Here is a 25,254-nt window from a genome sequence, read left to right on the forward strand (position 1 = left end):
TGTATGATGAATGGCAGTTCATCAAGGGTTATTACCATGAGTAAGTCGCTGAATATTATCTGGCAGTATGTGCGAGCTTTCGTCCTGATTTACGCCTGCTTGTATGCAGGCATTTTTATCGCCGGGCTGCTGCCCATCACCATCCCCGGCAGCATTATCGGCATGCTGATTTTGTTCGTGCTGCTGGCGCTGCAAATTATGCCGCCGCAGTGGGTCAACCCCGGCTGCAACATTCTGATTCGCTACATGGCGCTGCTGTTCGTGCCTATCGGCGTTGGCGTAATGCAGTACTGGGATTTGCTGCGCGCGCAGCTGGGCCCGGTGGCGGTCTCCTGCGCCGTCAGTACTTTATTAGTCTTTTTGGTGGTGAGCTGGAGCTCGCATCTGGTCCACGGTGAACGCAAAATCATCGGGCAAAAAGGAAGTAAAAAATGATCCATGAAATGTGGTGGTCGCTACCGTTAACGCTGATTGTCTTTTTCCTTGCCCGCAAGCTGGCGGCGCGGTTTAAATTTCCGCTGCTCAACCCGCTGCTGGTCGCCATGGTGGTCATTATTCCTTTTCTGCTGGTCACCGGTATTTCTTATGAACGCTATTTTGCCGGCAGCAAAATCCTTAACGATCTGCTGCAGCCGGCGGTGGTCGCGCTGGCCTTTCCGCTGTATGAGCAACTGCACCAGATCCGCGCGCGTTGGAAATCCATCATCACCATCTGCTTTATCGGTAGCTGCGTGGCGATGATCACCGGTACTACCGTCGCTCTGCTGATGGGCGCCACCCCGCAAATCGCCGCTTCCATCATGCCAAAATCCGTCACCACGCCAATTGCCATGGCGGTCAGCGGCAGTATTGGCGGTATTCCAGCGATTAGCGCCGTGTGCGTCATTTTCGTTGGGATCCTCGGCGCGGTGTTCGGCCATACGCTGCTTAACGCCATGCGTATTCATACTAAAGCATCCCGCGGCCTGTCGATGGGTACCGCCTCGCACGCCCTCGGCACCGCGCGTTGCGCCGAACTGGACTACCAGGAAGGGGCGTTTAGCTCTCTGGCGCTGGTACTGTGCGGAATTATTACCTCGCTGGTCGCGCCTTTTCTGTTCCCGGTGATCGTCGCTGTTGTCGGATAAATGTGATTTATATCACATTTATAAATGCAACAAGTTATCGTTGCATAAACAATGAGACCCATGTCACATATGGGTCCCGTGCGGGCCCGTACACTAGCTTCCCATTACATTGTTATGAGGCAACGCTATGCACTCTCGTTTTCAAGCTGCTTTGACTAATCTGGCGGCAGACCTGCAGGCGGCCATCGCCCCGATGCTCGCAGACCCGCACTTCCCGGCGCTGCTCGAAGCCGATCAGGTGGCGACGCTACAACAAGCAACAGGTTTGGATGAAGACGCGCTGGCCTTTGCGCTACTGCCGCTTGCCGCCGCCTGCGCCCGCGCCGATCTTTCTCACTTTAACGTTGGCGCTATCGCCCGCGGCGTGAGCGGTCGCTGGTACTTCGGCGGCAACATGGAATTCCTCGGCGCCACCATGCAACAGACCGTCCACGCGGAACAGAGCGCCATCAGCCACGCCTGGCTACGCGGCGAAAAATCCCTGCGCGCCATTACCGTCAACTACACGCCTTGCGGCCACTGCCGCCAGTTTATGAATGAACTGAACAGCGGTCTGGCGCTGCGCATTCATCTGCCGGGTCGCGAAGCGCACTCCCTGCAGCACTATCTGCCGGACGCCTTTGGCCCGAAAGATCTGGAAATCAAAACTCTGTTGATGGATGAGCAGGATCACGGCTTCCCTCTCAGCGGCGATGCGCTCACGCAGGCGGCTATTCAGGCGGCGAACCGCTGCCACGCGCCGTACAGCAACTCCCCTTCCGGCGTGGCGCTGGAGCTGAAAGACGGCACCATTTTCTGCGGCAGCTACGCGGAAAACGCGGCGTTCAATCCGACGCTACCGCCGCTGCAGGGCGCGCTGAACCTGCTGAGCCTTAACGGTTACGACTATCCGGATATCCAGCGCGCGCTGCTGGCCGAGAAAGCCGATGCATCGCTTATCCAGTGGGATGCGACCGTCGCAACCCTGAAAGCGTTAGGCTGTCAGAATATCGACCGCGTGCTGTTAGGTTAATCAGCCTGCTAGCCTGAGCAGATTGCCGGATGCGCCTTTGGCTTCTCCGGCCTGGATTCGGTAATCTGCCATATTGCTGAAAATCCCCGCAATTAAACGATGGTTTCTTGCGCTTACCCGGCGGGTAAAGTAGCCTGAAGCTTCCCTCGTCCACCATTGAGTCAAGTTCATGTTAAAGCGTGTGTTATACAGCCTGTTAGTCCTGCTCGGCCTGCTGCTGTTGACCGTGCTGGGTCTTGACCGCTGGATGAGCTGGAAAACCGCGCCCTATATTTACGATGAGCTGCAGGATCTCCCCTACCGCCAGGTTGGCGTGGTGTTGGGTACTGCCAAATATTATCGCACCGGCGTGATCAATCAGTATTATCGTTACCGGATCCAGGGCGCGCTCAACGCCTATAATAGCGGTAAGGTTAATTATCTGCTGTTAAGCGGTGACAACGCCCTGCAAAGCTATAACGAACCGATGACCATGCGCCGGGATCTGATCAAAGCCGGCGTCGATCCGGCGGATATCGTGCTGGACTACGCCGGTTTCCGCACCCTCGATTCGATCGTGCGCACCCGCAAAGTGTTCGATACCAATGATTTTATTATTATCACCCAGCGCTTCCACTGCGAGCGTGCATTGTTTATCGCCCTGCATATGGGGATTCAGGCGCAGTGCTATGCGGTGCCTTCGCCGAAGGATATGTGGACCGTGCGTCTGCGCGAGTTTGGCGCCCGGTTTGGCGCGCTGGCGGATCTCTATATCTTCAAACGCGAGCCGCGTTTCCTCGGGCCGCTGATCCCCATCCCGGCGCAGCAGCATGAAGTTCCGGAGGATGCGCAATCCTACCCGGCGGTCACGCCCGAGCAGTTACTGGAGCTACAGAAAGAAAAATAGCCGCCGTCGTTTCGTCGATTTGAGGTATAAAAAAACCCGCGCCAGGCGCGGGTTTTTGATGCGTTCAATCTTATTTCTTGCGCGCGTATTTCAGTGAATCCAGCGCCACGGCGAAGATGATAATCGCCCCTTTAATAATGTACTGCCAGTACGGATTGACGCCGATGTAGGTCAGACCATAGTTGATGACGGTAAAGATAATAACCCCGGTCACCACGCCGAAAACCGTACCCACGCCGCCGCTGAAGGAAACGCCCCCCACCACGCAGGCGGCAATCGCATCCAGTTCGTACATAAAGCCGAGGTTGTTGGTCGCCGAACCGATACGTCCGGCTTCCAGCAGCCCGCCGAAGGCGTAAAACACCCCGGACAGGGCATAAATCATGAGCAGGTTCAGCGCCACGTTAACACCGGAGACACGCGCCGCTTCCGGGTTGCCGCCGATAGCGAAGATGTTTTTACCGAAACGGGTTTTATTCCACAGGATCCACACGAAGAAGATAGCGATCAGCGCGTAGAAAGTAATGTACGACAGGCGGAATGAACCTAAAGCGACAAAGCCCTGGGCAAACTGCGAGAAGTGGCTGTCGAAACCGGAAATAGGCGACGCGCCGACAAAGTCGTAGTACAGGGAGTTGATACCGTAAACGATGATCATCGTACCCAGGGTAGTGATAAACGGCGTCACGTTGAGATAGGCAATGACGATACCGTTAATCAAGCCAATCACCGCGCCGATCGCGCAGACCAGCAGAATCACCAACGGAATCGGCATGGTCGCCATCTCCGGGAACACCTTGTTGGCGTTATCCACCGCCTGCAGCATGGTAGCCGCTACCACCGCCGCCAAACCCACCTGACGTCCGGCGGAAAGGTCGGTCCCCTGGGTGACAATCAGCCCGGCGACGCCGAGCGCGATGATAATACGTACCGAGGATTGCGTCAGGATGTTACTTAAGTTCAGCAAACTTAAGAAGGTCGGGTCCTGGAAAATAATAATGGCCAGCAAGACCAAAAGGACAACGTAAATCCCACCCTCTTTCAGGTAAGTGAGGAAACTCTTTTTATTTAACGCACTCATGGAAAGCCCCTGATCTCAAAGGTGCAATGATGCAAGACGCAGAATTTCATTTTGCGTCGTGGTTTTGGTCTCAACAATTCCAGCAACCAGCCCGTTACTCATAACCAGAATACGGTCGGTAATTCCCAGCAGCTCCGGCATTTCAGAAGAGATAATAATGATGCCTTTATCTTTTTTGGCCAGTTCAGCAATCAGCTGGTAAATTTCAAATTTCGCGCCGACGTCAATTCCGCGGGTCGGTTCATCAAGCATTAATATTTCCGGCTGGGTTAATAACCAACGGCCGATAATCACCTTCTGCTGGTTACCACCGGAAAGCGAACCGATTTGCGTTTGATGGCCCGGGGTTTTAACCCGCATGGAATCGATAACCCATTGGGTATCGCTTTTCATCCGCGAATTATCCAGCAGGCCGACCTTGTTTTTATACTTCTTGATATTTGATATCAGCGAGTTAAAACCAATATCGAGGTAAGCATAAATTCCCGTCGAGCGACGCTCTTCGGTCACCAGCGCAAAGCCGTGGTTTATCGCCTCGTTAGCGCTATGGTTATTAATTTTTTTGCCATGCAGGGTAATGGTGCCGCTGGCCTTTTCGCGGATGCCAAACAGCGTTTCAACAATATCGGTACGTTTAGCGCCCACCAGTCCGGCAATGCCGAGGATTTCACCTTTATGCAGATCGAATGAGACATCGCGAATTGACGGCTGGCGCAGCGAGGTCAGGTTACGAACTTCAAGGATTACTTCGCCCGGTTTGTTTTGTTTATTCGGAAAACGCTGGTTCAGCGAACGGCCAACCATCATCGCAATGATCTTATCCATATCCAGCCCTTCCAGCGGCTGGGTGGCAATCCACTGACCATCGCGCAGGATAGTAATCTCATCGCAGAGCTGAAATATCTCCTCCATTTTATGGGAGATATAAACAATACCGCAGCCACGCTCTTTCAGCTTGCGGATTATTTTAAACAGGTGATTGACCTCTTTCTCGGTCAGCGATGAGGTAGGCTCATCCATAATGACGATTTTGGCGTCATAAGAGAATGCCTTCGCTATTTCAATCATCTGCATCTGAGATACCGATAAAGTTCCCACGCGAGCGCGCGGATCAATATCAATATCGAGCTCATCAAATATCGCTTTGGTATCGCGATACATTTTATCCTGATCGACAAACATGCCTTTGGTGGGGTAGCGTCCCAGCCACATGTTGTCCATGACCGAACGTTGAAGTACCAGGTTTAATTCCTGGTGCACCATAGAAATACCGTTTTCCAACGCTTCTTTCGCCGAATGGAAATCGATCTCTTTTCCCTGAAAAAGAATACTGCCGGAATCTTTTTGATAGATCCCAAATAAGCATTTTAATAATGTCGATTTACCCGCGCCATTCTCCCCCATTAATGCATGGATAGAGTGCGGACGAACCTTCAGGTTGACATTATCAAGAGCTTTAACGCCGGGGAAGGATTTGTTGATGTCGCTCATTTCCAACAAATATTCGCCCGACTGTACGCTATTATTGCTGACCATAGTTATACCTGGCTGCGTTCGTGACGATCCGCGACGATAAGTTATATCGCAGCAAAATCGGCTTCGGTATCAGGAATAATCGGGCGCGCTGAACGCGCCCGCAATGCATGTAAAACTTATTTACCGATAAACTGGCTGAGGTTGTCTTTATCGACGCCTACGTACGGTACGCGGACAATCTTATTCTCAATTTTCCAGTTGGTGCCAGCAGCGGGCTCTTTGCCGTCAGCCAGGTTCTTCGCCAGATCGAAAGTCGCTTTCGCCTGGTTATTGGCATCGTTCAGCACGGTACCGGCCATCGCGCCGGATTTCACCAGCGCCAGCGCTTCAGGCAGGGCATCGACGCCGAACACCGGAATGCTGCTCTTGTTATGCGCTTTCAGCGCTTCTACCGCGCCCATCGCCATCGCATCGTTGTTAGCGATGACCACTTCGATTTTGTTAGCGTTCGGGCCGGAGAGCCAGGCGTCCATTTTATCTTTCGCTTGCGCGGTATCCCACATGGCGGTATCTAACGCCAGTTGCTGAGTTTTAAGCCCTTTTTCATTCAGCTCTTTGATGACGTAGGAAGTACGCGCTTCGGCGTCCGGGTGGCCCGGCTCGCCTTTCAACAGGACAAACTGAATCTGACCATCTTTGTTCAGATCCCAGTTTGGGTTCGCTTTCCAGTGTTTGGCGATAAGATCGCCCTGGATAATCCCGGATTCTTTGGAGTCGGTACCTACATAGTAGGCTTTATCGTAGCTATCCAGCGCCTTGCGCGATGGCTCTTTGTTAAAGAACACCACCGGCACATTTTGCCCGCGCGCTTTGTCGATAACCGTACCCGCCGCCGCCGGGTCAACCAGGTTGATGGCCAGCGCCTTCACCCCCTTCGCCAGCAGCACGTCGATCTGATCGTTCTGTTTGGACTGATCGTTCTGCGAGTCATTCATCAGCAGTTTCACATCCGGCGCAGATTTGCCGTCTTTTTCGATAGCTTTACGCACGACGGACATGAAGTTGTCGTCATACTTGTAGATCGTAACGCCGATACGGGTATCCGCGGCATGCGCTGCGGCGCCGAAAAGCATGCCAGCCATGACGGCGGACAGAGCTAAGACCTTCTTATTCATGGAATCTCCGGTTTTATTATTTTGCATCGTTTTTTTTGGCGTGAAGATAGCTGGCGGGAGTTGTTACATTAGGGTTACCGCACAACGATATTCACAACGTTAATTCTGTCTTCCGTGTAGGGTAACGCTCCAGAAAAACGGCTTCATCAAGTGCCTAACCTATTGTTTAAGATGATGTTTAAACGCATCATCAGCACAGCCTGGTTCGGACTGGTCAACGCTGCCATCATAAACAGCGGAATGTTAATATACTGTGAATTTACTCACAGATTGAAAGCGGTTACATCGATTGATAGATTCAGTTAGTGATCGGCCCCACACTTTGCTTCTGCGTCACCGAATGGCGCCGCACCAGCGTGGGCATAAAACAGTGGCTGGCCTCACTATCGAGTTTTCCTGCCGCCCCTTGTAGCGCCAGTTCGGTAGCCAGTTTAGCCATCGACATTATGGGATAGCGCACCGTGGTCAGCTGCGGATCGGTGTAACGGGAAATGGGAATGTCATCAAAACCAATCAGCGAGAGATGCTGCGGCACGGCAATGCCGTTATCCTTGAGGGTGGTGAGCGCGCCGGCAGCCATACTGTCGTTATAGGCAAACACCGCCGTCAGGCCTAAATTACGCCCCAGCAGTTCAACCATCGCCGCTTCGCCGCCCTGCATATCCGGCGAACCCGAGCCCACCCAGCTATCCGGCGCGATAATGCCCTGCTCCTGCAGCGCTTTACTCCACCCTTCACGGCGCAGTTCATCATCCTCAATGCCGTGATTGGAAGAGAGATAGCCAATCCGCTGATGGCCGTGATTGAGCAGCATTCGCGTAGCCATTAGCGCGCCGCTGACGTTATCGAGCCCCACGCAGCGGTGCGCGAAACCCGGTACAATGCGGTTTATCAGCACCATGCCCGGAATATGCTGCATAAAGTCGCCAAGTTCGGCATCGCTTAACGCTTTCGAATGCACGATAAGCGCCGAACAGCGCTGGCGAATCAGCACCTCAATGGCGTTACGCTCTTTTTCAGCTTCATGGTAGCTGTTGCCGATTAGCACATATTTCTGATGCTGCTGCGCGACGGTATCCACCGCTTTCACCAGCGCGCCGAAAAAGGCGTCTGACACATCCATCACCACCACGCCAATGGTGTCGCTAACCTGGGTCGCCAGCGCCTGGGCATTGGCATTCGGCCGATAGCCCAGTTGCGCGACCGCCTTCATCACTGCCTCCCGGGTATCCGGGCTCACCAGCGCGCTGTTATTCAGCACCCGCGAAACCGTTGCTACCGAAACCCCCGCCTGACGGGCGACATCACGAATGGTGATCATACATACCCGCCTTTATCGCATTGCAATACGTCACACCCACCTCCTGTGTTCAGCAAGGTGGCTATTCTGGCAGCGACGCGCGCCGCGCTACGTGAGTGAGGTCACACCGCTGGAAACGGTTACATCCATTTTGTTAATGATTGTGATCGAGATCGTTATACAGATGTATCTCTGGATGATGTCCCTGAGGCTCTCAGGGTTAACTGTCGCCATAGCCACTCAACGGGCCCCTGGCGGAAATGACGCAGCCAAAACTGCGAGAAGAGGAGATTAACGGCCCACACCGCCGGCACAAAGGCCAACAGCTGAAAACGGTCAAATTTCATAAACAGGCCGAGATGATAGAACAGCGTGGTGCAGATCAGGGTTTGCACTAAATAGTTACTGAGCGCCATCCGCCCAACGCAGGCAATCGCCCCGACCAGACGAAAGCGGCATAATTGCGGCCAGAATCCCCACGCCAGCGCGGCATAGCCAATGGTTTGTAACGGCGCGCCAAGTTCACGCGGCGCCTGCAGCAGAAAACCACACCAGCGGTAGTCCCATTGCAAGTACCACTGCGCGGCGATGGCCGGCACATTTACCATCATTCCGGTAATAATCAGCACAGCCCCGACGCGGCGGTAGTGACTAAGGCTAAACTGCCCTTTCAACCAGCCGCAGCGCATCAGCGCCGCGCCCATTAGCATCATCCCCGCCAGCTGCCAGCCGTACTGCACGCCAAGCGCCACCAGGTTATCGGACAGCATATCCGCGCGATTGCTCACCGCCTCCATACCGCCTTTGAGCTTCCAGAACTGCTCATACTGCACATTCGCGGCATCGGGCACCCATGACCGACTGGCGCCGTTGCCGGAAATTAATCCCAACAATACCAGCACCGCAATACCGATGAGATAAAGCACTACGCCGGTATTAAATAGCGATTTAACGTGATGGGCATCGCGTACCATGCGCCAGGCAATTAGCCCCACCAACGCATAGGCCAGCAGAATATCTCCGTCCCAGAAAAAGAGACCGTGAATAAAACCAAGTAGGGCAAGCAGCGTTAGCCGCGACTGGATCCAGCGTTTACCGCGCACCAGCAGCATTTGCAATCCGGCGCCGAACAGCAGAGCAAACAGGGTGAGGAATTTTACCTGCGCAAACAGATCGAGGATTGCCCAGCTCCAGGCGTCGCTCGGCGAAATACTCCCGGCCCAGGCCGGATTCAGATAGGCCGCCTTCGGCAAGCCGAAGGCGGTGATATTCAGTAGCAGAATGCCGAGGATGGCGACGCCGCGAACGAAGTCCAGCGTGACGTTTCTCTCCATGCACCCTGCTCCGAATTAATTGTGGTGACGTACGGCGCGCAGGAACTCCTGGCGGGTATTCTGGCTGGATTTAAACAGACCGCCAAGCGAAGTGGTGGTCGTGGCGCTGGTCGCATCGCGGATGCCGCGCGCTTTCACGCAGTAATGCACCGCATCAATGGATACCGCGACGTTACTGGTACCGAGCAGAGTCTGCAGCGCGGTAAGGATCTGCTGCGTCAGGCGCTCCTGCACCTGTGGACGCTGGGCAAAGAACTGCACGATGCGGTTAATTTTCGACAGGCCGATTACCGAATCTTTCGGGATATAAGCAACGGTCGCTTTGCCGTCAATCGTCACAAAGTGATGTTCACAGGTACTGGTCAGCGTGATATCGCGAACCGTCACCATCTCGTCAACTTTCATTTTGTTTTCAATAACGGTGATTTTCGGGAATCTGGCGTAATCCAGACCGGAGAAAATCTCATCAACGTACATTTTTGCGATGCGATGCGGAGTCTCCATCAGGCTGTCGTCACTGAGATCAAGATTCAGCAGTTGCATAATCTCAGTCATGTGCCCGGCGATCAGACGCTTGCGCGTTTCATTATCAATTTCTTGTACTGGCGGACGCAGCGGCGTCTCCAGCCCACGAGCGACCAGCGCTTCATGAACGAGTATGGCTTCTTTACTCAATGATGACATTTAGGTTCTCCTGCAGGTGTGGCGCTCTTTGCTCTTCTGAGGGCAAAGTTTGCACTCATTGTGCGTGAGGTGGCGCACATAATCCAGTAGCCGTCACGATAATTATTGAAATTGGCGCAACCTTTCATTTTTACCGCTGCGGTTGGACGTTGTCGATGCGACACGCCAGCGAGCCCCGCCGCTACCGCGCGCAATCATAAGTACTGTAGATGTTCTGAGATGTTCTTTATAACTCGTATTAATGATGCAATAGCTTTGCGCGACGGGAAAGTGAAAGTTACTCACCGGTTAATGAAATATCTGTATTATTAAGCATTACACATAGATACCCGAGGAGCCCTGGATGGAACTGCTTGAAGAACATCGCTGTTACGAGGGTCGGCAGCAGCGCTGGCGACATCACTCCAGTACCCTGAACTGTGCGATGACGTTTAGCATTTTTTTACCGCCGACGACGGAAACCGCCCCACCGCCGGTGCTGTACTGGCTATCCGGTTTGACCTGCAATGACGAAAACTTCACCACTAAGGCCGGCGCTCAGCGGATAGCCGCCGAACTTGGTATCGCGCTGGTGATGCCCGACACCAGCCCGCGCGGCGATGACGTCTCCGATGATGCCGGTTACGATCTCGGTAAAGGCGCAGGTTTTTACCTCAACGCCACTCAGGCGCCGTGGGCGGCCCATTTTCGCATGTATGACTACCTGCGCGATGAGCTGCCGCAGTTGATTAACCACCAGTTTCAGGTCGCCGACCGTTGCGCCATCAGCGGCCACTCGATGGGCGGCCACGGCGCGCTCATCATGGCGCTGAAAAACCCAGGGCGCTTTACCAGCGTCTCGGCCTTCGCGCCGATCGTCAACCCATGCAAAGTTCCGTGGGGACAAAAAGCGTTCAGCGCTTATCTGGGCGATGATGAAGCGACCTGGCAGGAGTGGGACAGCTGCGCGCTGATGCAGGCAAGCCAGGCCGGGGATGCCATTCCGACCTTAATTGACCAGGGTGACGCCGACCAGTTTCTTGGCGCCCAGCTGCAGCCCGCGGTCCTTGCAGAGGTGGCGCGACAGAAACAGTGGCCGCTGAGCCTGCGTATCCAGCCCGGCTACGACCACAGCTACTATTTCATTGCCACCTTTATAGAAGATCATCTGCGCTTCCACGCGCAGTTCCTGCTGAAGTAGTTTCAGCCGCGAGTCTCTGCGGGCGATTTACATCGCCCGGTTCATCGCTATCAGAAGCGGTAATCGACGGCCATAAAGTAGCGACGGCCATCTTCGGTGTAGCTGTAATCGTCGCGGTTCAGATCTTTGTCGCCGACGTTAAGCACGCCGGAGCGCAGTTTCACGTTTTTACTGACCTGCCACGCGGCGCCGATATCGAACATGGTATAACCGCCTGGGGTTTTACCCGTCGCGCTTACCGCTCGCTGCTCGCCGGTATAGTTGGCCGTGACATAGAAAGACCAATCCTCCAGCGGTTTCCAGTCGAGTGTACCGTTAGCGGTATGGAACGGCAGCGTCTGTAGCGGTTTATTGCCGCCGTTGCTCAGATCGCGACCATCGTTATAGGTATAGTTGACCGTCAGTTTCCACTCTTCGCCGAACGGAACCTTCACTTCGGTCTCCACGCCTTTAATCCGCGCTTTGTTGACGTTGAAGTAGCGGAATACCGGCACGCGCTTACCGTTCACGGTCTTCCAGCCGACGAAGTTCGGGTAACCCGGCGCCTCGCTGGCGCTGGAGGTGCGCAGGATGTCGATCATATCGTCAACGTTGTTCTGGAAGGCGGTCACGCTGCCTTCAACACCTTCCAGCCAGCCCTCTTCACCGCTGTAATACAGACCAAGCTCAAAGCTTTCGCTGGTTTCCGGCTTCAGATTCGGGTTACCGATAATGCTGCAGCTACCGCGACAGGAGTTGGTGGTCCAGTCCGGGTTCAATTGCAGCAGCGACGGCGCTTTAAAGGCCGTAGCCCAACCGCCTTTCACGGTCACGGTATCGGTGGCGTTATAGACCAGGTACGCACGCGGGCTCCAGTGATCGCCGTAGGTTTGGTGATCGTCCATACGGATGCCGGTGGTCAGCGCCAGCGGTTCAAAGATCCGCCACTCATCTTCGAGGAACAGCGCGTACTGGCTGGCGGAAGTCGATTTGCCGCCGCTGCTCAGGTTTACCGGATCTTTGAGTTTATCGTGGCGCCATTCACCGCCGAGGGTGACGATCTGGTTGATCATACCCAGCGGCATCACATATTTACCATCGACCGCATTACTCTCAGAAGTAATAGTACCCGCCTGCCCTGGATTTTTGTTATCCACTTTCTCGCCGTAGAATTTCACTTCGCTATTGCCGACATCCCAGCGCCCGTTATGGGTCAAAGAGTAGTTTTGGCGTTCAAGGCGGTTTTTGTCGAGCGAGTCTGAATCGCGATCCTGGCGATCGAAACCGTAGCCGGCGGTAATGTCCTGGTTCTCCGTTGGCGTCCAGGCGAACTCAACGTTGCCGTCGCGGCTGGTAAAACCTTCAATGCGCGGCGTTTCGCCCGCGGCGTTGCTGGAAGATTGCTGATCGTCTTTACTGCGTTTCGCCAGACTGCCGTAGGCTTTCATGCCCAACACGCCGTCAATCAGCGGACCGCTGGTGAAGAACTGGCCGTTGTAAGTGTCACCGCGATCGCGGTGTTCCTGAATGGTGGCATCGCTGCTGAGGGTACCGGTCCATTTCTGGCCGATTTTTTTGGTAATGATGTTGACCACGCCGCCGAGCGCGTCGGAACCGTACAGGGAAGACATCGGGCCGCGCACTACCTCAATCCGCTCGATGGAGTCCACCGGGATCCAGTTAAGATCGAAATCGTTATGGCGGAAGACAGCATTACGCGAGTTCACCCGTTTGCCATCGATGAGAATCAGCGTATAGCTGCTACTCAGGCCGCGAATACTCACGCCCTTACGGTTATCCCCTTCGTTGGTGAGCTGAACGCCAGGCACATCGCGCAGCACGTCCTTCAGGTTCTGCACCGGCTTACGCTGCAAGTCCTGTTGGGTGATAACGCTGATACTGGCGGGGGCATCTTTGACGCTCTGTTCAGTCGCCGCGGCGGTGACAACCAGCGTTTCGTCATCATTTGCGGCCAGCGCCGGAAATGCCAATGCTACGACGGACGCGCACAGTCCCGCCCGGGCAAAAGGGTTTAACCTGAACATACCAAATCTCCATGAGGTCAACAACAAATCAAACAAAGGGTGCAGCTTGCACATCTTGTCGACACGCTGCTCTGGCGGCCGCGTGCAAATTTTTTACAGTCGATGTGGCTGGTCACCTCTTGCCTTTCGTTGTTGAGCGGCAAGATAGGGAGATTGGCTTCATCCTGAATTTTCCGAAATGATAAGGATAATGATTACAATTATCAATACAATTATGAAGAAGTGTGTCCGTTTGTAATCCTTGCAGGCATAAAAAAAGCCCTCTTTAAAAGGGGGCTTTATCGAAAGCGGCAGTGTATGAAGTTAGCCTTTAAAGCGTTCCGGGAACTTCATCTCGCTGTAGCGCACGAAGCGGGTACCTTTCACCAGCTTGTAACCAAACCAGATAACCAGGAATAGCGGAATGCCGATGTAGGTCGCCGCCACGCCGCCCCAATCAATGGTGTCCTTGAGGAAGGCTTCGTAGTTCTGGCCCAGCGTGATGATAAGGCACAGTACGAAAGCGAAGATCGGCCCCAGCGGGAAGAACCCGGAACGGTACGGCAGGTTATTAATATCGTTACCCTGCAACACGTAGCCACGACGGAAACGGTAGTGGCTGATCGCAATACCCAACCAGGCGATAAAGCCGGTCATCCCGGAGGTATTCAGCAGCCACAGATAAACCGTCTGGTTGCCGAACATCGAGGTCAGGAAGCACAGCGCCGCAATCACGGTAGTCGCATACAGCGCATTGCGCGGTACGCCGCCTCTCGACAGCTTCGAGAAAATGCGCGGCGCTTTGCCGTCGCACGCCAGGGTATACAACATACGCGTAGAGGCGTACATCCCGGAGTTACCCGCCGACAGCACCGCCGTCAGGATAACCGCGTTCATGATAGCCGCCGCAGAGAGCAGACCGGCGTGCTCGAACACCAGGGTGAACGGGCTAACGGAAATATCTTTAACGTCGTTGCGCAGCAGACTCGGATCGGTATACGGGATGATCAGGCTGATAATCAAAATCGCGAAGACATAGAACAGCAGGATACGCCAGAACACCTGACGCACCGCGCGCGGAATGTTCTTCTCCGGGTTTTCCGATTCGCCTGCGGCAATACCGATGAGCTCGGTGCCCTGGAAGGAGAAACCGACAATCATCGCCACGCCGATCATCGCCGCAAAGCCGCCGGCAAACGGCGCGTCATCAATGCCCCAGTTGCTCCAGCCCGCCGGCGTCGTGCCTTCGAAGATGCCAAAAATCATCATGATGCCGACGATGATAAAGATAATCACGGTGGCAACTTTAATCAGCGAGAACCAGTACTCCGCTTCGCCGAAGCCGCGTACCGAGATCCAGTTCAACAGGAACATGATACCAAGGAACAGCGCGCTCCAGATCCAGCCGGGGGTATCCGGGAACCAGTAGCTCATCACCAGCTGCGAGGCAACGAGGTCAACGGCGATAGTCACCGCCCAGTTGTACCAGTAGTTCCAGCCCAGCGCGAAACCAAAGCCTTCTTCTACGTAGTTCTGACCGTAGGTCGCAAAGGAGCCTGAAACCGGCATAAACGCCGCCAGCTCGCCGAGACTGGTCATCAGGAAATATACCATCAGACCGATCAGAATGTAGGAAAGCAGCGCGCCGCCGGGGCCTGCCTGTGAAATTGTTGCGCCAGAGGCAACGAAAAGACCTGTACCGATGGAACCGCCAATAGCGATCATGGTCAAGTGGCGCGCTTTTAGCTCGCGGCGGAGCGTGGGCGCTTCTGTGGTTTTAGTTTCCGAAACCATGTGAAAATGCTATCCATCCAAAAAATGAGGCGCGATTGTAGCAGACGATCGTCCGTCCATCCGGTACAAATGCAAAGTTATAAGAGAGCTTCATGATCTGACACAAATTATTAGTAAAGCAGTAATCCTGAATTGGCGCATAAAAAAACAGACAAAAAATCGTAGCTTACGGCAAAATAACGCGAGGATTGTTACAATGCTGAAGGAGTCAGCTTATGGTTTCCCCCACTCGTCGCAGTCTGGCCCCCGATGCCTTTCTGCTGCTGGCGATTTTCTGCCTGTATCTATTCGTTATTGGCCTGTACACCAGTATCACGGTGCTGGAACACTGGTTGCGGCTGCCGAATTACCTGACCGATAACAGGGAGACTTTTCTTGTCGGCGCGCTTCCTCTTGCGATTGCTGGACTGCTGGGGCTACTGGCGGGCGTCGGAGTGAAAAAGCGGCTGATGGTTCGGCTGTGCAAAGTCTTCTGCGCCTTTTCTCTTATCTATATTGCGGCTTTCACCTGGCTGGACTGGCGCACGATGGACCACTATCGGGATAACCCGCAATACGGCGTGTGCAAGCAATACAGCAAACACACCATTTATATGTACGTATGGAACAGCGACTGGTGCGACTATTTCGGCAGAAGGGTGCAACACCCCTCTCCCATTGCTAATCGGGAGAACTAGCCGTGAAGAAACCAACAAAAGTCACCAATGCTAAACCACAAACCACTCGCGCACAGCGAATCTGGCAACAGCTGATCGCAGGATTTATTTTGCCGGCATTAGGGATTTACGCGCTCTATTTAGCAACCGACTATCTGCCGTTACTGAAATTGCGCGGTTGGCCAGACTTCGCCTCCATTTCCTTACTGAAGGCTAATTTTACCGGCTCCGCGCTGCTCTTTTTTTCATTCGCCTGGCGGATGGGCAGAGTGCTGCATGGTAAAACCGTCGATGGAAGTTATGAAAATCGCCTGCTGACGGCTATCGCCGGATTTACGCTGGTGCTGCTGATCGTCATCAACAGCGCCATTTTTACCTTACATTTTACAGTATACAGCTCGCCGCACTACATTCGCTGCTGGGAACCCGTTCCCATGGGCAGCTGGCATTATGCCAGAACCCCAGAGAGCTGCGTGCGGCACGGCTACGCGCCAATAAGGGATACCGCTACACCTCGCAGTAACGGATAAAACGCTGCAGCGCCTTGGAAACGTGCTTTTGCCGATGGCGAATACGCCACAACGTGCGCGTCAGGCGCGGCAGCGGCAGCTTGAGCTCCACCAGCGTTCCGGCTGCCAGCTGTTCAGCAATTACTCGCCGCGACAAGCAACTAATGCCTAACCCATGACGGACCGCATGTTTAATGGCCTCTGAGTTGCCAAGCTCCATGCCTAACTGGAACGCGGGCAGATGCGATAACAGCACGTAGTCGACGATTTCCCGCGTGCCGGAGCCATGCTCGCGCAGGATCCACTGTGCTTCCGCCAGCCGTTGCAGCGTCAATTCGCCTTCGAGGAATGGAGAATCAGGGGCGGCGAACACCACCAGTTCATCTTCAATCCACGGCTCGGCGATAATATCCGCCGCGTGGCACGGGCCTTCAATCAGGCCAATATCGACGCGCAGATCGCTGACCGCATTAATCACGTCCTGGCTGTTGCCGACGCTCAGTTCCAGCGGCAGTTCGGGGAAATCGCGGCGGTAGCGGGCGATGATTTCCGGCAGAATATAGTTGCCAATGGTGCTACTGGCATAAACGCGGATAGCGCCATTATCGCCACGGAACAGCTGTTCTATCTCCCCGGCGCGCTCCAGCAGCGCAAGCGCGCGCGGATAGAGCAAACGCCCGTGCTCGTTGACCACCAGCCGTTTGCCGACGCGGTCAAACAGCTGGACGCCAAGTTGCCCCTCTAGTTCGGTCAGCGCCGCGCTCACCGCCGACTGCGACAGCGCCAGCATCTGTGATGCCTGAGTCGTTGACCCGCTTTTCAAAACCTCAGCAAAAACTTCCAGTTGCCGTAGCGTGATATGCATAACTCACCTGTTTATTAGCCCAATCTGGATAACCGTCAACGCTATGGTGACATAAATCATCAGGGCTGTGGCCTGAAGGATGAAGGGTATAACCCAAAATCATTCGTGCTGCAGAAAGGCGGCAAGTGAGCGACAAATTCGTCAGGAACGAATTTGACCAGCCAAAGGCTGACCTCCGGTGAGGGACAAGGATGTCCCTCATTAGTCCCCAGGAGCTTACATCAGTAAGTGACTGGGGTGAGTAAACGCAGCCAACACATCTGCAGCGCGAAGGATGAAGGGTTTATCACTTATTCCGATAGATTATAAATATATAATCAATTTTATTTTTAAACCAGTCAGTCGTATTCTTTGCCCAGACAAAGGAGAAGGTTATGACAGCACTCACTTTACCCACTAAACATCGCACCCTGTGGCATTTCGTCCCAGGCCTGGCGCTGACCGCCGCGTTGACCGGCGCCGCCCTGTGGGCAGGCAGTTTCCCTGCAATCGCCGGCGCGGGCTTCAGCGCGCTAACGCTGGCTATCTTGTTCGGCATGGTGGTCGGTAACACCGTTTATCCCAAAATTTGGCAGTCCTGCGACGGCGGGGTGATTTTCGCCAAGCAGTATCTGCTGCGCCTGGGGATCATTCTTTATGGTTTTCGTCTGACGTTTGCCCAGATTGCTGACGTCGGCGTCAGCGGGATCCTGATTGACGTGCTGACGCTGTCCAGCACCTTCTTTATCGCCTGTTTCCTCGGGCAGAAGGTTTTCGGGCTCGATAAACACACCAGCTGGCTTATCGGCGCCGGTAGCAGCATCTGCGGCGCCGCGGCGGTTCTGGCCACCGAGCCGGTCGTCAAAGCCGAAGCCAGTAAAGTGACGGTCGCCGTGGCGACAGTGGTTATCTTCGGTACTATCGCCATCTTCCTCTACCCGGCGATGTATCCGCTGCTGGCGCACTGGTTCACTCCGGAAACTTACGGCATCTATATGGGCTCCACCATGCATGAAGTCGCCCAGGTCGTTGCCGCCGGTCACGCGGTTAGCCCGGATGCCGAAAATGCCGCGGTTATCGCCAAAATGCTGCGCGTGATGATGCTGGCTCCGTTCCTGCTGTTCATCGCCGCTCGTGTAAAACAGCTGGCGCCAGCCGGTAACGGCGAAAAGAGCAAAATCACCATTCCGTGGTTTGCCATTCTGTTTATTCTGGTGGCGGTATTTAACTCCTTCCACCTGCTGCCGAAAGCCGTCGTCGATATGCTGGTCACCCTCGATACCGTACTGCTGGCGATGGCGATGGCCGCGCTGGGCTTAACCACCCACGTCAGCGCACTGAAAAAAGCCGGTGCGAAGCCGCTGCTGATGGCGCTGATGCTGTTCGTCTGGCTGATTGTTGGCGGCGGCGCGATTAACTTCGCTATCCACCACCTGATTGGCTAAGCAGTAAGTTTTCTCGTCGATATTCATTCATTGCTGTAACTCTCCGGTTAAGCCGCTATCATTACCCTCCCCCCAGCGGCTTAACTGGAGTTTTTTTATGAAATATATTGGAGCGCACGTTAGCGCCTCCGGCGGGCTGGCCAATGCCGCCATCCGCGCCGCCGAAATCGAAGCGACCGCCTTCGCCCTGTTCACCAAAAATCAGCGTCAATGGCGCGCCGCGCCGCTCACCGACGAAGCGATTGCCGAATTCAAAGCCGCCTGCGAAAAATATCACTTCGGCCCGGGGCAGATCCTGCCGCACGACAGCTACCTGATTAACCTCGGTCACCCGGTCGAAGAAGCGCTGGAGAAATCCCGCGAGGCGTTTATCGATGAATTAACCCGCTGCCAGCAGTTGGGATTAACGCTGCTCAACTTCCATCCGGGCAGCCACCTGCAGCAGATCCCGGAAGATGAATGCCTGGCGCGTATCGCTGAATCCATCAACATCGCGCTGGCGAAAACCGAAGGCGTGACCGCGGTTATCGAAAATACCGCCGGTCAGGGCAGTAACCTCGGTTTTAAATTTGAGCATCTTGCCGCCATCATTGACGGCGTTGAAGACAAATCCCGCGTTGGCGTCTGCATCGATACCTGCCACGCTTTCGCCGCCGGTTATGACCTACGCAGCGCGGAGGAGTGTGAAAAGACCTTTGCCGAATTCGAACGAATCGTCGGCTTCCAGTATCTGCGCGGCATGCATCTGAATGATGCCAAAAGCGCTTTTGGCAGCCGCGTCGACCGTCACCATAGCCTGGGTGAAGGCAATATCGGCCATGATGCTTTTCGTTGGATCATGCAGGATAACCGTTTCGATGGTATCCCGCTGATTCTGGAAACCATTAACCCGGATATCTGGGCGGAAGAAATTGCCTGGCTGCGGGCGCAGCAGACCGCTGAAGTGGCCTGAATCCAGACACAAAAAAAGGGCCGATGAATCGGCCCTTTTTTATTACGCTTATATTATGCCGCTTTTTCAACTTCCGCTGCCGGCGCTTCCGGGCGCTTCAGCACCGCGTAAGAGAGACCCGCAACCAGCGTACCGGCAATAATCGCCAGCAGATAACCCAGCACCGGAGTGATGGCGCCTGGGATCAGCAGAACGAACAGACCGCCATGCGGCGCCATCAGTTTCGCGCCTACTGCCATCGAGATAGCGCCGGTCACCGCGCCGCCAACGATACAGCAAGGCAGTACGCGCATCGGATCGCGAGCGGCGAATGGAATCGCCCCTTCGGTGATGAAGCACAGGCCCAGAACCAGCGCCGCTTTACCGCCTTCACGCTGTGATTTGTCGAACTTGTTGCGGGCAATAAGCGTCGCCAGGCCAAGCGCCAGCGGTGGCACCATACCGGCCGCCATAATCGCCGCCATCGGCGCGTAGGTTTGAGTACTCAACAGACCCACACCGAAGGCATAAGCCGCTTTGTTCACCGGCCCGCCCATATCGGTACACATCATGCCGCCGAGGATCGCGCCGAGCAGTACTGCGTTCGCCGTCCCCATAGTTTGCAGCCAGTGGGTCAGCCAGGCCAGGATACCCGCCACCGGTTTGCCGATCAGGTAGATCATCGCCAGACCAACAATCAGGCTGGAAATCAGCGGAATGATCAGAATCGGCTTCAACGCTTCCATACTCTGCGGCAGCTTCAGCTTGGTGCTGATTAACTTCGCCACATAACCGGCAAGAAAACCGGCGATGATACCGCCGATAAAACCGGAGCCGCCGCTGACGGCCAGCATACCGCCGATAAGACCAGGCGTCAGACCCGGACGGTCAGCGATGGAGAAAGCGATAAAGCCTGCCAGTACCGGCACCATCAGCGCAAAGGCTGAACCGCCGCCGATTTGCATCAACGCCGCCGCCATGGTGTCTTTCACTTCAAACGCTTTAATACCGAACGCGAACGACAGCGCGATACACAGGCCGCCCGCTACCACCATCGGCAGCATGTAGGATACGCCGGTCAGCAGGTGACGATAGGCGCCAGCCGACTCTTTTTTACCTTCACCGGACGCCTGCGGTTTGCCGGATGGCTGGTACGGTTTTGCTTCCGCAACGGCTTTATCCAGTTCCTGCGCGGTTTTCTTCAGCGCCAGTCCGGTAGTGGTGCGATACATCGGTTTACCAGCGAACTTCGCCAGATCGACTTCGATATCGGCGGCGACGATCACCAGATCCGCCTGCTCCACCTCTTCCGGAGTAATGGCATTACCGGCCCCCACTGAGCCACGGGTTTCCACTTTCACCCACCAGCCGCGTTTTTTGGCCTCGGTTTCAATGGCTTCGGCCGCCATAAAGGTATGGGCAACGCCGGTCGGACAAGCGGTGACGGCGACAATACGTTTCTGGCCCTGAGCGGCGGCCGGAACGGCTACCGCCGCTGGCGCAACGTACGGCTTAGCGTGGTCTTTCGCTTCCCCCAGGAACAGCTCCGGATGGGCGACTGCACGGTTAATATCGCCCAGATAGACGTTTTTACCGTTCAGCGCGCTATCAGCCGGCAGCGCGGTCCCCAGCACGATGGCCAGTTCGGCATCGTTCGGGTTATCAATCAGCTCAAGGTGCGCTTTCTGCGCCGCGGCGCTGAGCAGGGTCTTCGCCATGTAGGCGCGAGCCTGTCCAAGCCCGGCATCAATAATCAGCAGCGTTTTCATTATGCCTCTCCTGCTGTCAATTAAAGGGTTGTAAGTCGACGCGCGCCATCATTGCGGCCAACTGGGTACGATCGGTAATGCCAACGTTGCTCTGGCTAACGGCCAGGGCGGCGACGGCGGTAGCCAGGCGCAGGGTATGCTCGCTGGATTCACGCATCAGCAGGCCGTAAATCAGGCCGCCGACCATCGAATCACCGGCGCCTACGGTGCTGACAACCTCGACTGAAGGCGGTTTGGCAATCCATTCGCCGGAGGCGTTAACCCACAGCGCGCCCTCTTCGCCCAGCGAAATCACCACGTGGGCAATACCTTGCTCGCGCAGCGCATGGGCGGCGTCGATGACATCTTTCATCTCCGGCAGCTTGCGGCCAGCCCAGATTTCCAGCTCGCGGCGGTTTGGTTTTACCAGCCACGGCGCGGCTTTCAGTCCGGCGACCAGCGCTTCGCGGCTACTATCGAAAATAATGCACGGGCACTGGCTGCGCAGGCGCGTCATCCAATCGGTAAAGGCTTCCGGACTCACGCCGGACGGCAGGCTGCCGCTGACGCAAACCATATCGAACTGCCCCAGCCAGCTCAGAGAATCATTAACGAAACGCTCCCAATCCGCCGGAGTCACTTCAAAACCGGAGAAGTTGAAATCGGTCACTTCGCCGTCTTTTTCCGTCAGCTTGACGTTGATACGGGTACGCCCCTGCACCACCTGGAAGCGGTTGGCGATGCCCAGCTCGCTGAACAGCTGCTGGAAGCCATCCTGGTTATCTTTACCGAGGAAGCCGCCGACGGTGACGTCGATGCCGAGATCTTTCAGCACCTTCGCCACGTTGATACCTTTACCTGCCGCATGCAGGCCGGTGGTACGTACCAGGTTCACTTCGCCACGTTCGATTTCCGGGGTGAAGCCCACCAGGTCGTACGCCGGATTTAAAGTAATTGTTGCTACACGTCTGCTCATTTATGCGCCCTCCCCAAGGCCTGCGGCGATCGCTTCGCCAATCGCATCCAGCGCTTGTTGCGCATCTTCACCCTGCGCGGTAAAACGCAGACGGTGACCTTTTTTCACGCCCAGCGCCACGACCTTCATCAGGCTGCGGCCATTGGCCGGCTTGCCGGAACCGTCGAGGTTGGTGACGGTAATGTCGCTGGAGAATTGTTTAATCGTATTGACCAGCATCGTGCCCGGACGCGCGTGCAGCCCGTGCTCGTTGCGTACTACAAATTCAGCATTCAGCACGTCTTCAGCAATGGCGTCGTCGCTGGTCAGCAGCGCCAGCAGCGTGGCGGCGTCGGCTTTCAGCAGATGCTCCGCTTTTTTATCAATGAGCAGATTGCTCAGGCGATTAAGCACCGCGGTCGGCTGCTCATCGGCCATCGCGACGGTGATCAGCAGCGCTACCGGCTGCCCATCAGCGGTAAAGGCATTGGCAGCGCGACTCACGGCAACGGCGCTGCGCAGGTTGCCTTGCGCACAATCGTTCAACCAGATCCCCTGGCCCAGATTGAGCGGCGCATCGTTAATGGTACGGCTGACGAAGTCGGCGTTTACCGCCCCCGCCTCTTTCAGCCGCGCGGCGTTCAGCGCCTGCAGCGTCAGCAGATCGTTGGCGACCACGTCCAGGCTCAACGTTTCGTTGTCGAGCTTCAGCGCTTCGCTTTGCTTTTCACCCATCAGCAGAGCCCGCAGATCTTCTGCGGTGGTGACGGTTCTCAGCTGTTCAGCCACCGAGTCGTCGCTCAGGACGTGCGTCAACTGACGCAGCAGACCGAGATGCTCGTCGGAGCTGGCGGCAATACCGATCGCCACATAAGCGGTTTGCCCTTCTCCCCAGGTCACGCCCTGCGGGAACTGATACACCTGGACACCGGTTTTCAGAACCTGGTCGCGGGTATCGGTGGTGCCGTGCGGGATGGCGATGCCGTTGCCGAGGAAAGTGGAGGTCTGCTGCTCGCGGGCAAGCATACCGTTAACGTAGCCGTCAGCCACATTACCCGCGCTAACCAGCGCGCCAGCAATCTGACGTATTGCCTCTTCTTTATTCGCGGCCTGCTGGTCGGGATGGATATCCTGTACAGATAACTGGAACATAGTTCTCCTCTCCGCTGAATTGAATCGTTTCAGCTAACATGAGAAAAAATACGCCACCCGATGACTGGATAATACTCTGATGACGCTGAAACGTTTCAATGAGTCTGTACCTTTCTTGCGCACTGCGCAAGTAAACTCCGAAGACTGATAACAGAATTTAGAGATACCGCACATTTTTGCTGAAGTTAATGGTGAAGTACTCCGCGAGCTTCAGCTTTTTGCTGAACGACATAATTTGAAACGCCTTTTTAATTTTTCGTGCCATACCACTATTTATTTTATGGGTGTCGGCGTAAACTTCGCCTCTCCTGAAACCAACGATATTCCAGCATGCAAAACAGTAGCGCCGCCCTTCCCCGCCGCGGGTTTGACCTGACATCCTCAGCCTTTTTAATTGTCGCCTTCCTGACCGGGATCGCTGGCGCTTTACAAACCCCGACCCTGAGCCTGTTTCTGACCAACGAGGTGCACGTGCGCCCGGCAATGGTCGGCTTCTTTTTTACCGGCAGCGCGGTCATCGGCATTCTGGTAAGCCAGTTTCTTGCCGGGCGTTCGGATCGTAAAGGCGATCGCAAGCAGCTGATTGTCGCCTGCTGCCTGCTGGGGGTGCTGGCCTGCGTGCTGTTCGCCTGGAACCGCAACTACTTTATTCTGCTGTTCGTCGGCGTCTTTCTCAGTAGTTTTGGCTCTACCGCCAACCCGCAAATGTTCGCCCTCGCCCGCGAACACGCGGACAAAACCGGGCGCGAGGCGGTGATGTTCAGCTCCATTCTGCGCGCGCAGGTATCGCTGGCGTGGGTGATCGGCCCGCCGCTGGCCTACGCGCTGGCAATGGGTTTTGGTTTTACCGTGATGTATCTCAGCGCCGCCGTGGCGTTCATCGTCTGTGCGCTGATGGTCTGGTTCTTCCTGCCCAGCATGCGTAAAGAGAGCAAAACCGCCGGTGCTCATCTTGAAGCGCCGCGCACCAACCGCCGCGACGCGCTGCTGCTGTTCAGCATCTGTACGTTAATGTGGGGCACCAACAGCCTCTATATCATTAATATGCCGCTGTTTATTATTAATGAATTGCATCTGCCGGAGAAACTGGCCGGGCTGATGATGGGGACCGCCGCCGGGCTGGAAATCCCCACCATGCTGATTGCCGGTTATTACGCGAAACGCTTTGGTAAGCGCTTGCTGATGCGCATTGCCGCGCTTGCCGGGCTGTTGTTTTATGTCGGTATGCTGACTGTCCATACTCCAGCCCTGCTGCTGGGGATGCAGGCGCTGAACGCGATTTACATCGGGATCCTGGCCGGCATCGGTATGCTCTATTTTCAGGATCTGATGCCGGGTCAGGCGGGCGCGGCGACCACGCTGTATACCAATACCACGCGCGTCGGCTGGATCATCGCCGGCTCGCTGGCGGGCGTCGTCGCGGAAATCTGGAGCTATCACGCGGTGTTCTGGATTGCGCTAATGATGGGAATTATCGCCCAAGTCTGCCTGTGGCGTATTAAAGACGTTTAGGGCGCGGTCAGCGCTTCGAGATGAATGAGATAAGCCATCGCCTGCTGACGCGTGCTGCCGCACATTTCCGCGGCCGGCTGTAAACCTGCACAGACTTTAGGGCGCAGCGGCGAGGCAAAAATCTTGCAGCGCAGATGTTCATCCAGCTGCACGCATGGGGTGTTGGCCGGCTTGCCGTCAGGCATTCCGGGAATGGGGCTTGAGATGGACGGCGCGGTGCAACAGGCTCCGCAGTCCGGGCGACATTCCATACCTGACTCCTTAATGAGTGGGAGGCGGACAGTAGCAAAATATCGGCTATCAGGAAAGCTGAAGCTGGCGATACGGCTTTTTCAGCAGCGCCGCTCGAAGATTTGCCGGGAGATAGCAAAAGTCGCGAATTCCGCTTGCCTGAAAGGCCCGGCGCGAGTAGTTTTACGCGATATTTTTGACCCTTTAAGTGACAGGATT

General features: G+C 55.4%; 23 protein-coding genes. 10 read left to right on the top strand and 13 right to left on the bottom strand.

Translation table 11 applies throughout. The features are described 5' to 3' along the window. The first annotated feature begins 36 nt into the window (after positions 1-36). From PGR29_RS06090 to sanA, 4 genes are all read left to right on the top strand, one after another. Positions 37-435 carry a CidA/LrgA family protein gene (locus PGR29_RS06090; RefSeq protein WP_020078292.1) on the top strand — a complete coding sequence of 133 codons (399 nt, stop codon included), beginning with the start codon at positions 37-39 and terminating at the stop codon, positions 433-435. Further along, positions 432-1,127 (top strand): CidB/LrgB family autolysis modulator, encoded by a 696-nt coding sequence (locus tag PGR29_RS06095; protein WP_015365717.1) that lies wholly within the window; start codon positions 432-434, stop codon positions 1,125-1,127. The genes PGR29_RS06090 and PGR29_RS06095 overlap by 4 nt, the downstream gene beginning before the upstream one ends. Positions 1,128-1,254: 127 nt before the next feature. Further along, entirely contained in the window at positions 1,255-2,139 is an 885-nt protein-coding gene (cdd, locus tag PGR29_RS06100) for a cytidine deaminase (protein ID WP_015365716.1), read from the top strand. A 169-nt stretch (positions 2,140-2,308) separates the two neighbouring features. Next, complete coding sequence (gene sanA / locus PGR29_RS06105; RefSeq protein ID WP_015365714.1) at positions 2,309-3,025, top strand: outer membrane permeability protein SanA; 717 nt, start codon at positions 2,309-2,311, stop codon at positions 3,023-3,025. Between the two features lie 70 nt (positions 3,026-3,095). On the opposite strand, the gene mglC is transcribed toward sanA, so the two are convergent. From mglC to folE, 6 genes are all read right to left on the bottom strand, one after another. Next, the gene (mglC, locus tag PGR29_RS06110) at positions 3,096-4,106 is read right to left on the bottom strand and encodes a galactose/methyl galactoside ABC transporter permease MglC (RefSeq protein ID WP_015365713.1); all 1,011 of its coding nucleotides are present in this window, start codon (positions 4,104-4,106) and stop codon (positions 3,096-3,098) included. A 15-nt stretch (positions 4,107-4,121) separates the two neighbouring features. Then, on the bottom strand, positions 4,122-5,642 hold the full coding sequence (mglA, locus tag PGR29_RS06115; protein ID WP_316424246.1) for a galactose/methyl galactoside ABC transporter ATP-binding protein MglA: 1,521 nt from the start codon (positions 5,640-5,642) through the stop codon (positions 4,122-4,124). A 116-nt stretch (positions 5,643-5,758) separates the two neighbouring features. Next, on the bottom strand, positions 5,759-6,757 hold the full coding sequence (gene mglB, locus PGR29_RS06120; protein WP_045391288.1) for a galactose/glucose ABC transporter substrate-binding protein MglB: 999 nt from the start codon (positions 6,755-6,757) through the stop codon (positions 5,759-5,761). A 298-nt stretch (positions 6,758-7,055) separates the two neighbouring features. After that, positions 7,056-8,078, bottom strand: a complete 1,023-nt coding sequence (gene galS / locus PGR29_RS06125) for an HTH-type transcriptional regulator GalS (protein WP_015365710.1) — start codon at positions 8,076-8,078, stop codon at positions 7,056-7,058. A 155-nt stretch (positions 8,079-8,233) separates the two neighbouring features. Next, complete coding sequence (yeiB, locus tag PGR29_RS06130; RefSeq protein WP_316424247.1) at positions 8,234-9,391, bottom strand: DUF418 domain-containing protein YeiB; 1,158 nt, start codon at positions 9,389-9,391, stop codon at positions 8,234-8,236. Between the two features lie 15 nt (positions 9,392-9,406). After that, a complete protein-coding gene (gene folE / locus PGR29_RS06135; protein ID WP_015365708.1) occupies positions 9,407-10,075 on the bottom strand; it encodes a GTP cyclohydrolase I FolE in 669 nt (222 codons plus the stop codon). 343 nt (positions 10,076-10,418) lie between these two features. Here folE and fghA point away from each other — a divergent pair, with 343 nt between their 5' ends. After that, the gene (gene fghA, locus PGR29_RS06140) at positions 10,419-11,255 is read left to right on the top strand and encodes an S-formylglutathione hydrolase (protein ID WP_316424248.1); all 837 of its coding nucleotides are present in this window, start codon (positions 10,419-10,421) and stop codon (positions 11,253-11,255) included. 50 nt (positions 11,256-11,305) lie between these two features. On the opposite strand, the gene cirA is transcribed toward fghA, so the two are convergent. Then, entirely contained in the window at positions 11,306-13,279 is a 1,974-nt protein-coding gene (cirA, locus tag PGR29_RS06145) for a catecholate siderophore receptor CirA (RefSeq protein WP_045391307.1), read from the bottom strand. A 303-nt stretch (positions 13,280-13,582) separates the two neighbouring features. Next, positions 13,583-15,052 carry an amino acid permease gene (locus PGR29_RS06150; protein ID WP_045376788.1) on the bottom strand — a complete coding sequence of 490 codons (1,470 nt, stop codon included), beginning with the start codon at positions 15,050-15,052 and terminating at the stop codon, positions 13,583-13,585. A 215-nt stretch (positions 15,053-15,267) separates the two neighbouring features. Between PGR29_RS06150 and PGR29_RS06155 the strand changes: the two genes are divergently transcribed. Together PGR29_RS06155 and PGR29_RS06160 are read left to right on the top strand one after the other, a co-directional pair. Further along, entirely contained in the window at positions 15,268-15,729 is a 462-nt protein-coding gene (locus PGR29_RS06155) for a hypothetical protein (RefSeq protein ID WP_316424249.1), read from the top strand. A 2-nt stretch (positions 15,730-15,731) separates the two neighbouring features. Further along, entirely contained in the window at positions 15,732-16,238 is a 507-nt protein-coding gene (locus tag PGR29_RS06160) for a hypothetical protein (protein ID WP_113374361.1), read from the top strand. Here the strand turns inward: PGR29_RS06160 and yieE are convergent. Then, on the bottom strand, positions 16,216-17,082 hold the full coding sequence (gene yieE, locus PGR29_RS06165; RefSeq protein WP_087860155.1) for a DNA-binding transcriptional regulator YeiE: 867 nt from the start codon (positions 17,080-17,082) through the stop codon (positions 16,216-16,218). The two genes, PGR29_RS06160 and yieE, sit on opposite strands and share 23 nt — an antisense overlap. Before the next feature lie 374 nt (positions 17,083-17,456). On the opposite strand from yieE, the gene PGR29_RS06170 reads away from it, so the two are divergent. After that, on the top strand, positions 17,457-18,506 hold the full coding sequence (locus PGR29_RS06170; RefSeq protein ID WP_045376791.1) for a YeiH family protein: 1,050 nt from the start codon (positions 17,457-17,459) through the stop codon (positions 18,504-18,506). A 97-nt stretch (positions 18,507-18,603) separates the two neighbouring features. Then, positions 18,604-19,458, top strand: coding sequence for a deoxyribonuclease IV (gene nfo, locus PGR29_RS06175; RefSeq protein WP_020078284.1), 855 nt, complete (start codon positions 18,604-18,606; stop codon positions 19,456-19,458). A gap of 53 nt (positions 19,459-19,511) precedes the next feature. Here the strand turns inward: nfo and fruA are convergent, their stop codons facing one another. The 3 genes from fruA to fruB are packed head-to-tail and all read right to left on the bottom strand — an operon-like array spanning position 19,512 to position 23,292. Beyond that, positions 19,512-21,206 carry a PTS fructose transporter subunit IIBC gene (gene fruA, locus PGR29_RS06180; RefSeq protein WP_045391316.1) on the bottom strand — a complete coding sequence of 565 codons (1,695 nt, stop codon included), beginning with the start codon at positions 21,204-21,206 and terminating at the stop codon, positions 19,512-19,514. A 16-nt stretch (positions 21,207-21,222) separates the two neighbouring features. Continuing rightward, complete coding sequence (gene fruK / locus PGR29_RS06185; protein ID WP_015365695.1) at positions 21,223-22,161, bottom strand: 1-phosphofructokinase; 939 nt, start codon at positions 22,159-22,161, stop codon at positions 21,223-21,225. Next, complete coding sequence (gene fruB, locus PGR29_RS06190; protein WP_316424250.1) at positions 22,162-23,292, bottom strand: fused PTS fructose transporter subunit IIA/HPr protein; 1,131 nt, start codon at positions 23,290-23,292, stop codon at positions 22,162-22,164. Between the two features lie 330 nt (positions 23,293-23,622). On the opposite strand from fruB, the gene setB reads away from it, so the two are divergent. Continuing rightward, the gene (setB, locus tag PGR29_RS06195; protein WP_087860152.1) at positions 23,623-24,804 is read left to right on the top strand and encodes a sugar efflux transporter SetB; all 1,182 of its coding nucleotides are present in this window, start codon (positions 23,623-23,625) and stop codon (positions 24,802-24,804) included. Here the strand turns inward: setB and PGR29_RS06200 are convergent. Further along, the gene (locus tag PGR29_RS06200; protein WP_015365691.1) at positions 24,801-25,055 is read right to left on the bottom strand and encodes a YkgJ family cysteine cluster protein; all 255 of its coding nucleotides are present in this window, start codon (positions 25,053-25,055) and stop codon (positions 24,801-24,803) included. The two genes, setB and PGR29_RS06200, sit on opposite strands and share 4 nt — an antisense overlap. Positions 25,056-25,254 lie beyond the last annotated feature (199 nt).

It is taken from the genome of Klebsiella sp. 141203 (genome assembly GCF_032601985.1).
Lineage (GTDB): Bacteria > Pseudomonadota > Gammaproteobacteria > Enterobacterales > Enterobacteriaceae > Klebsiella > Klebsiella aerogenes.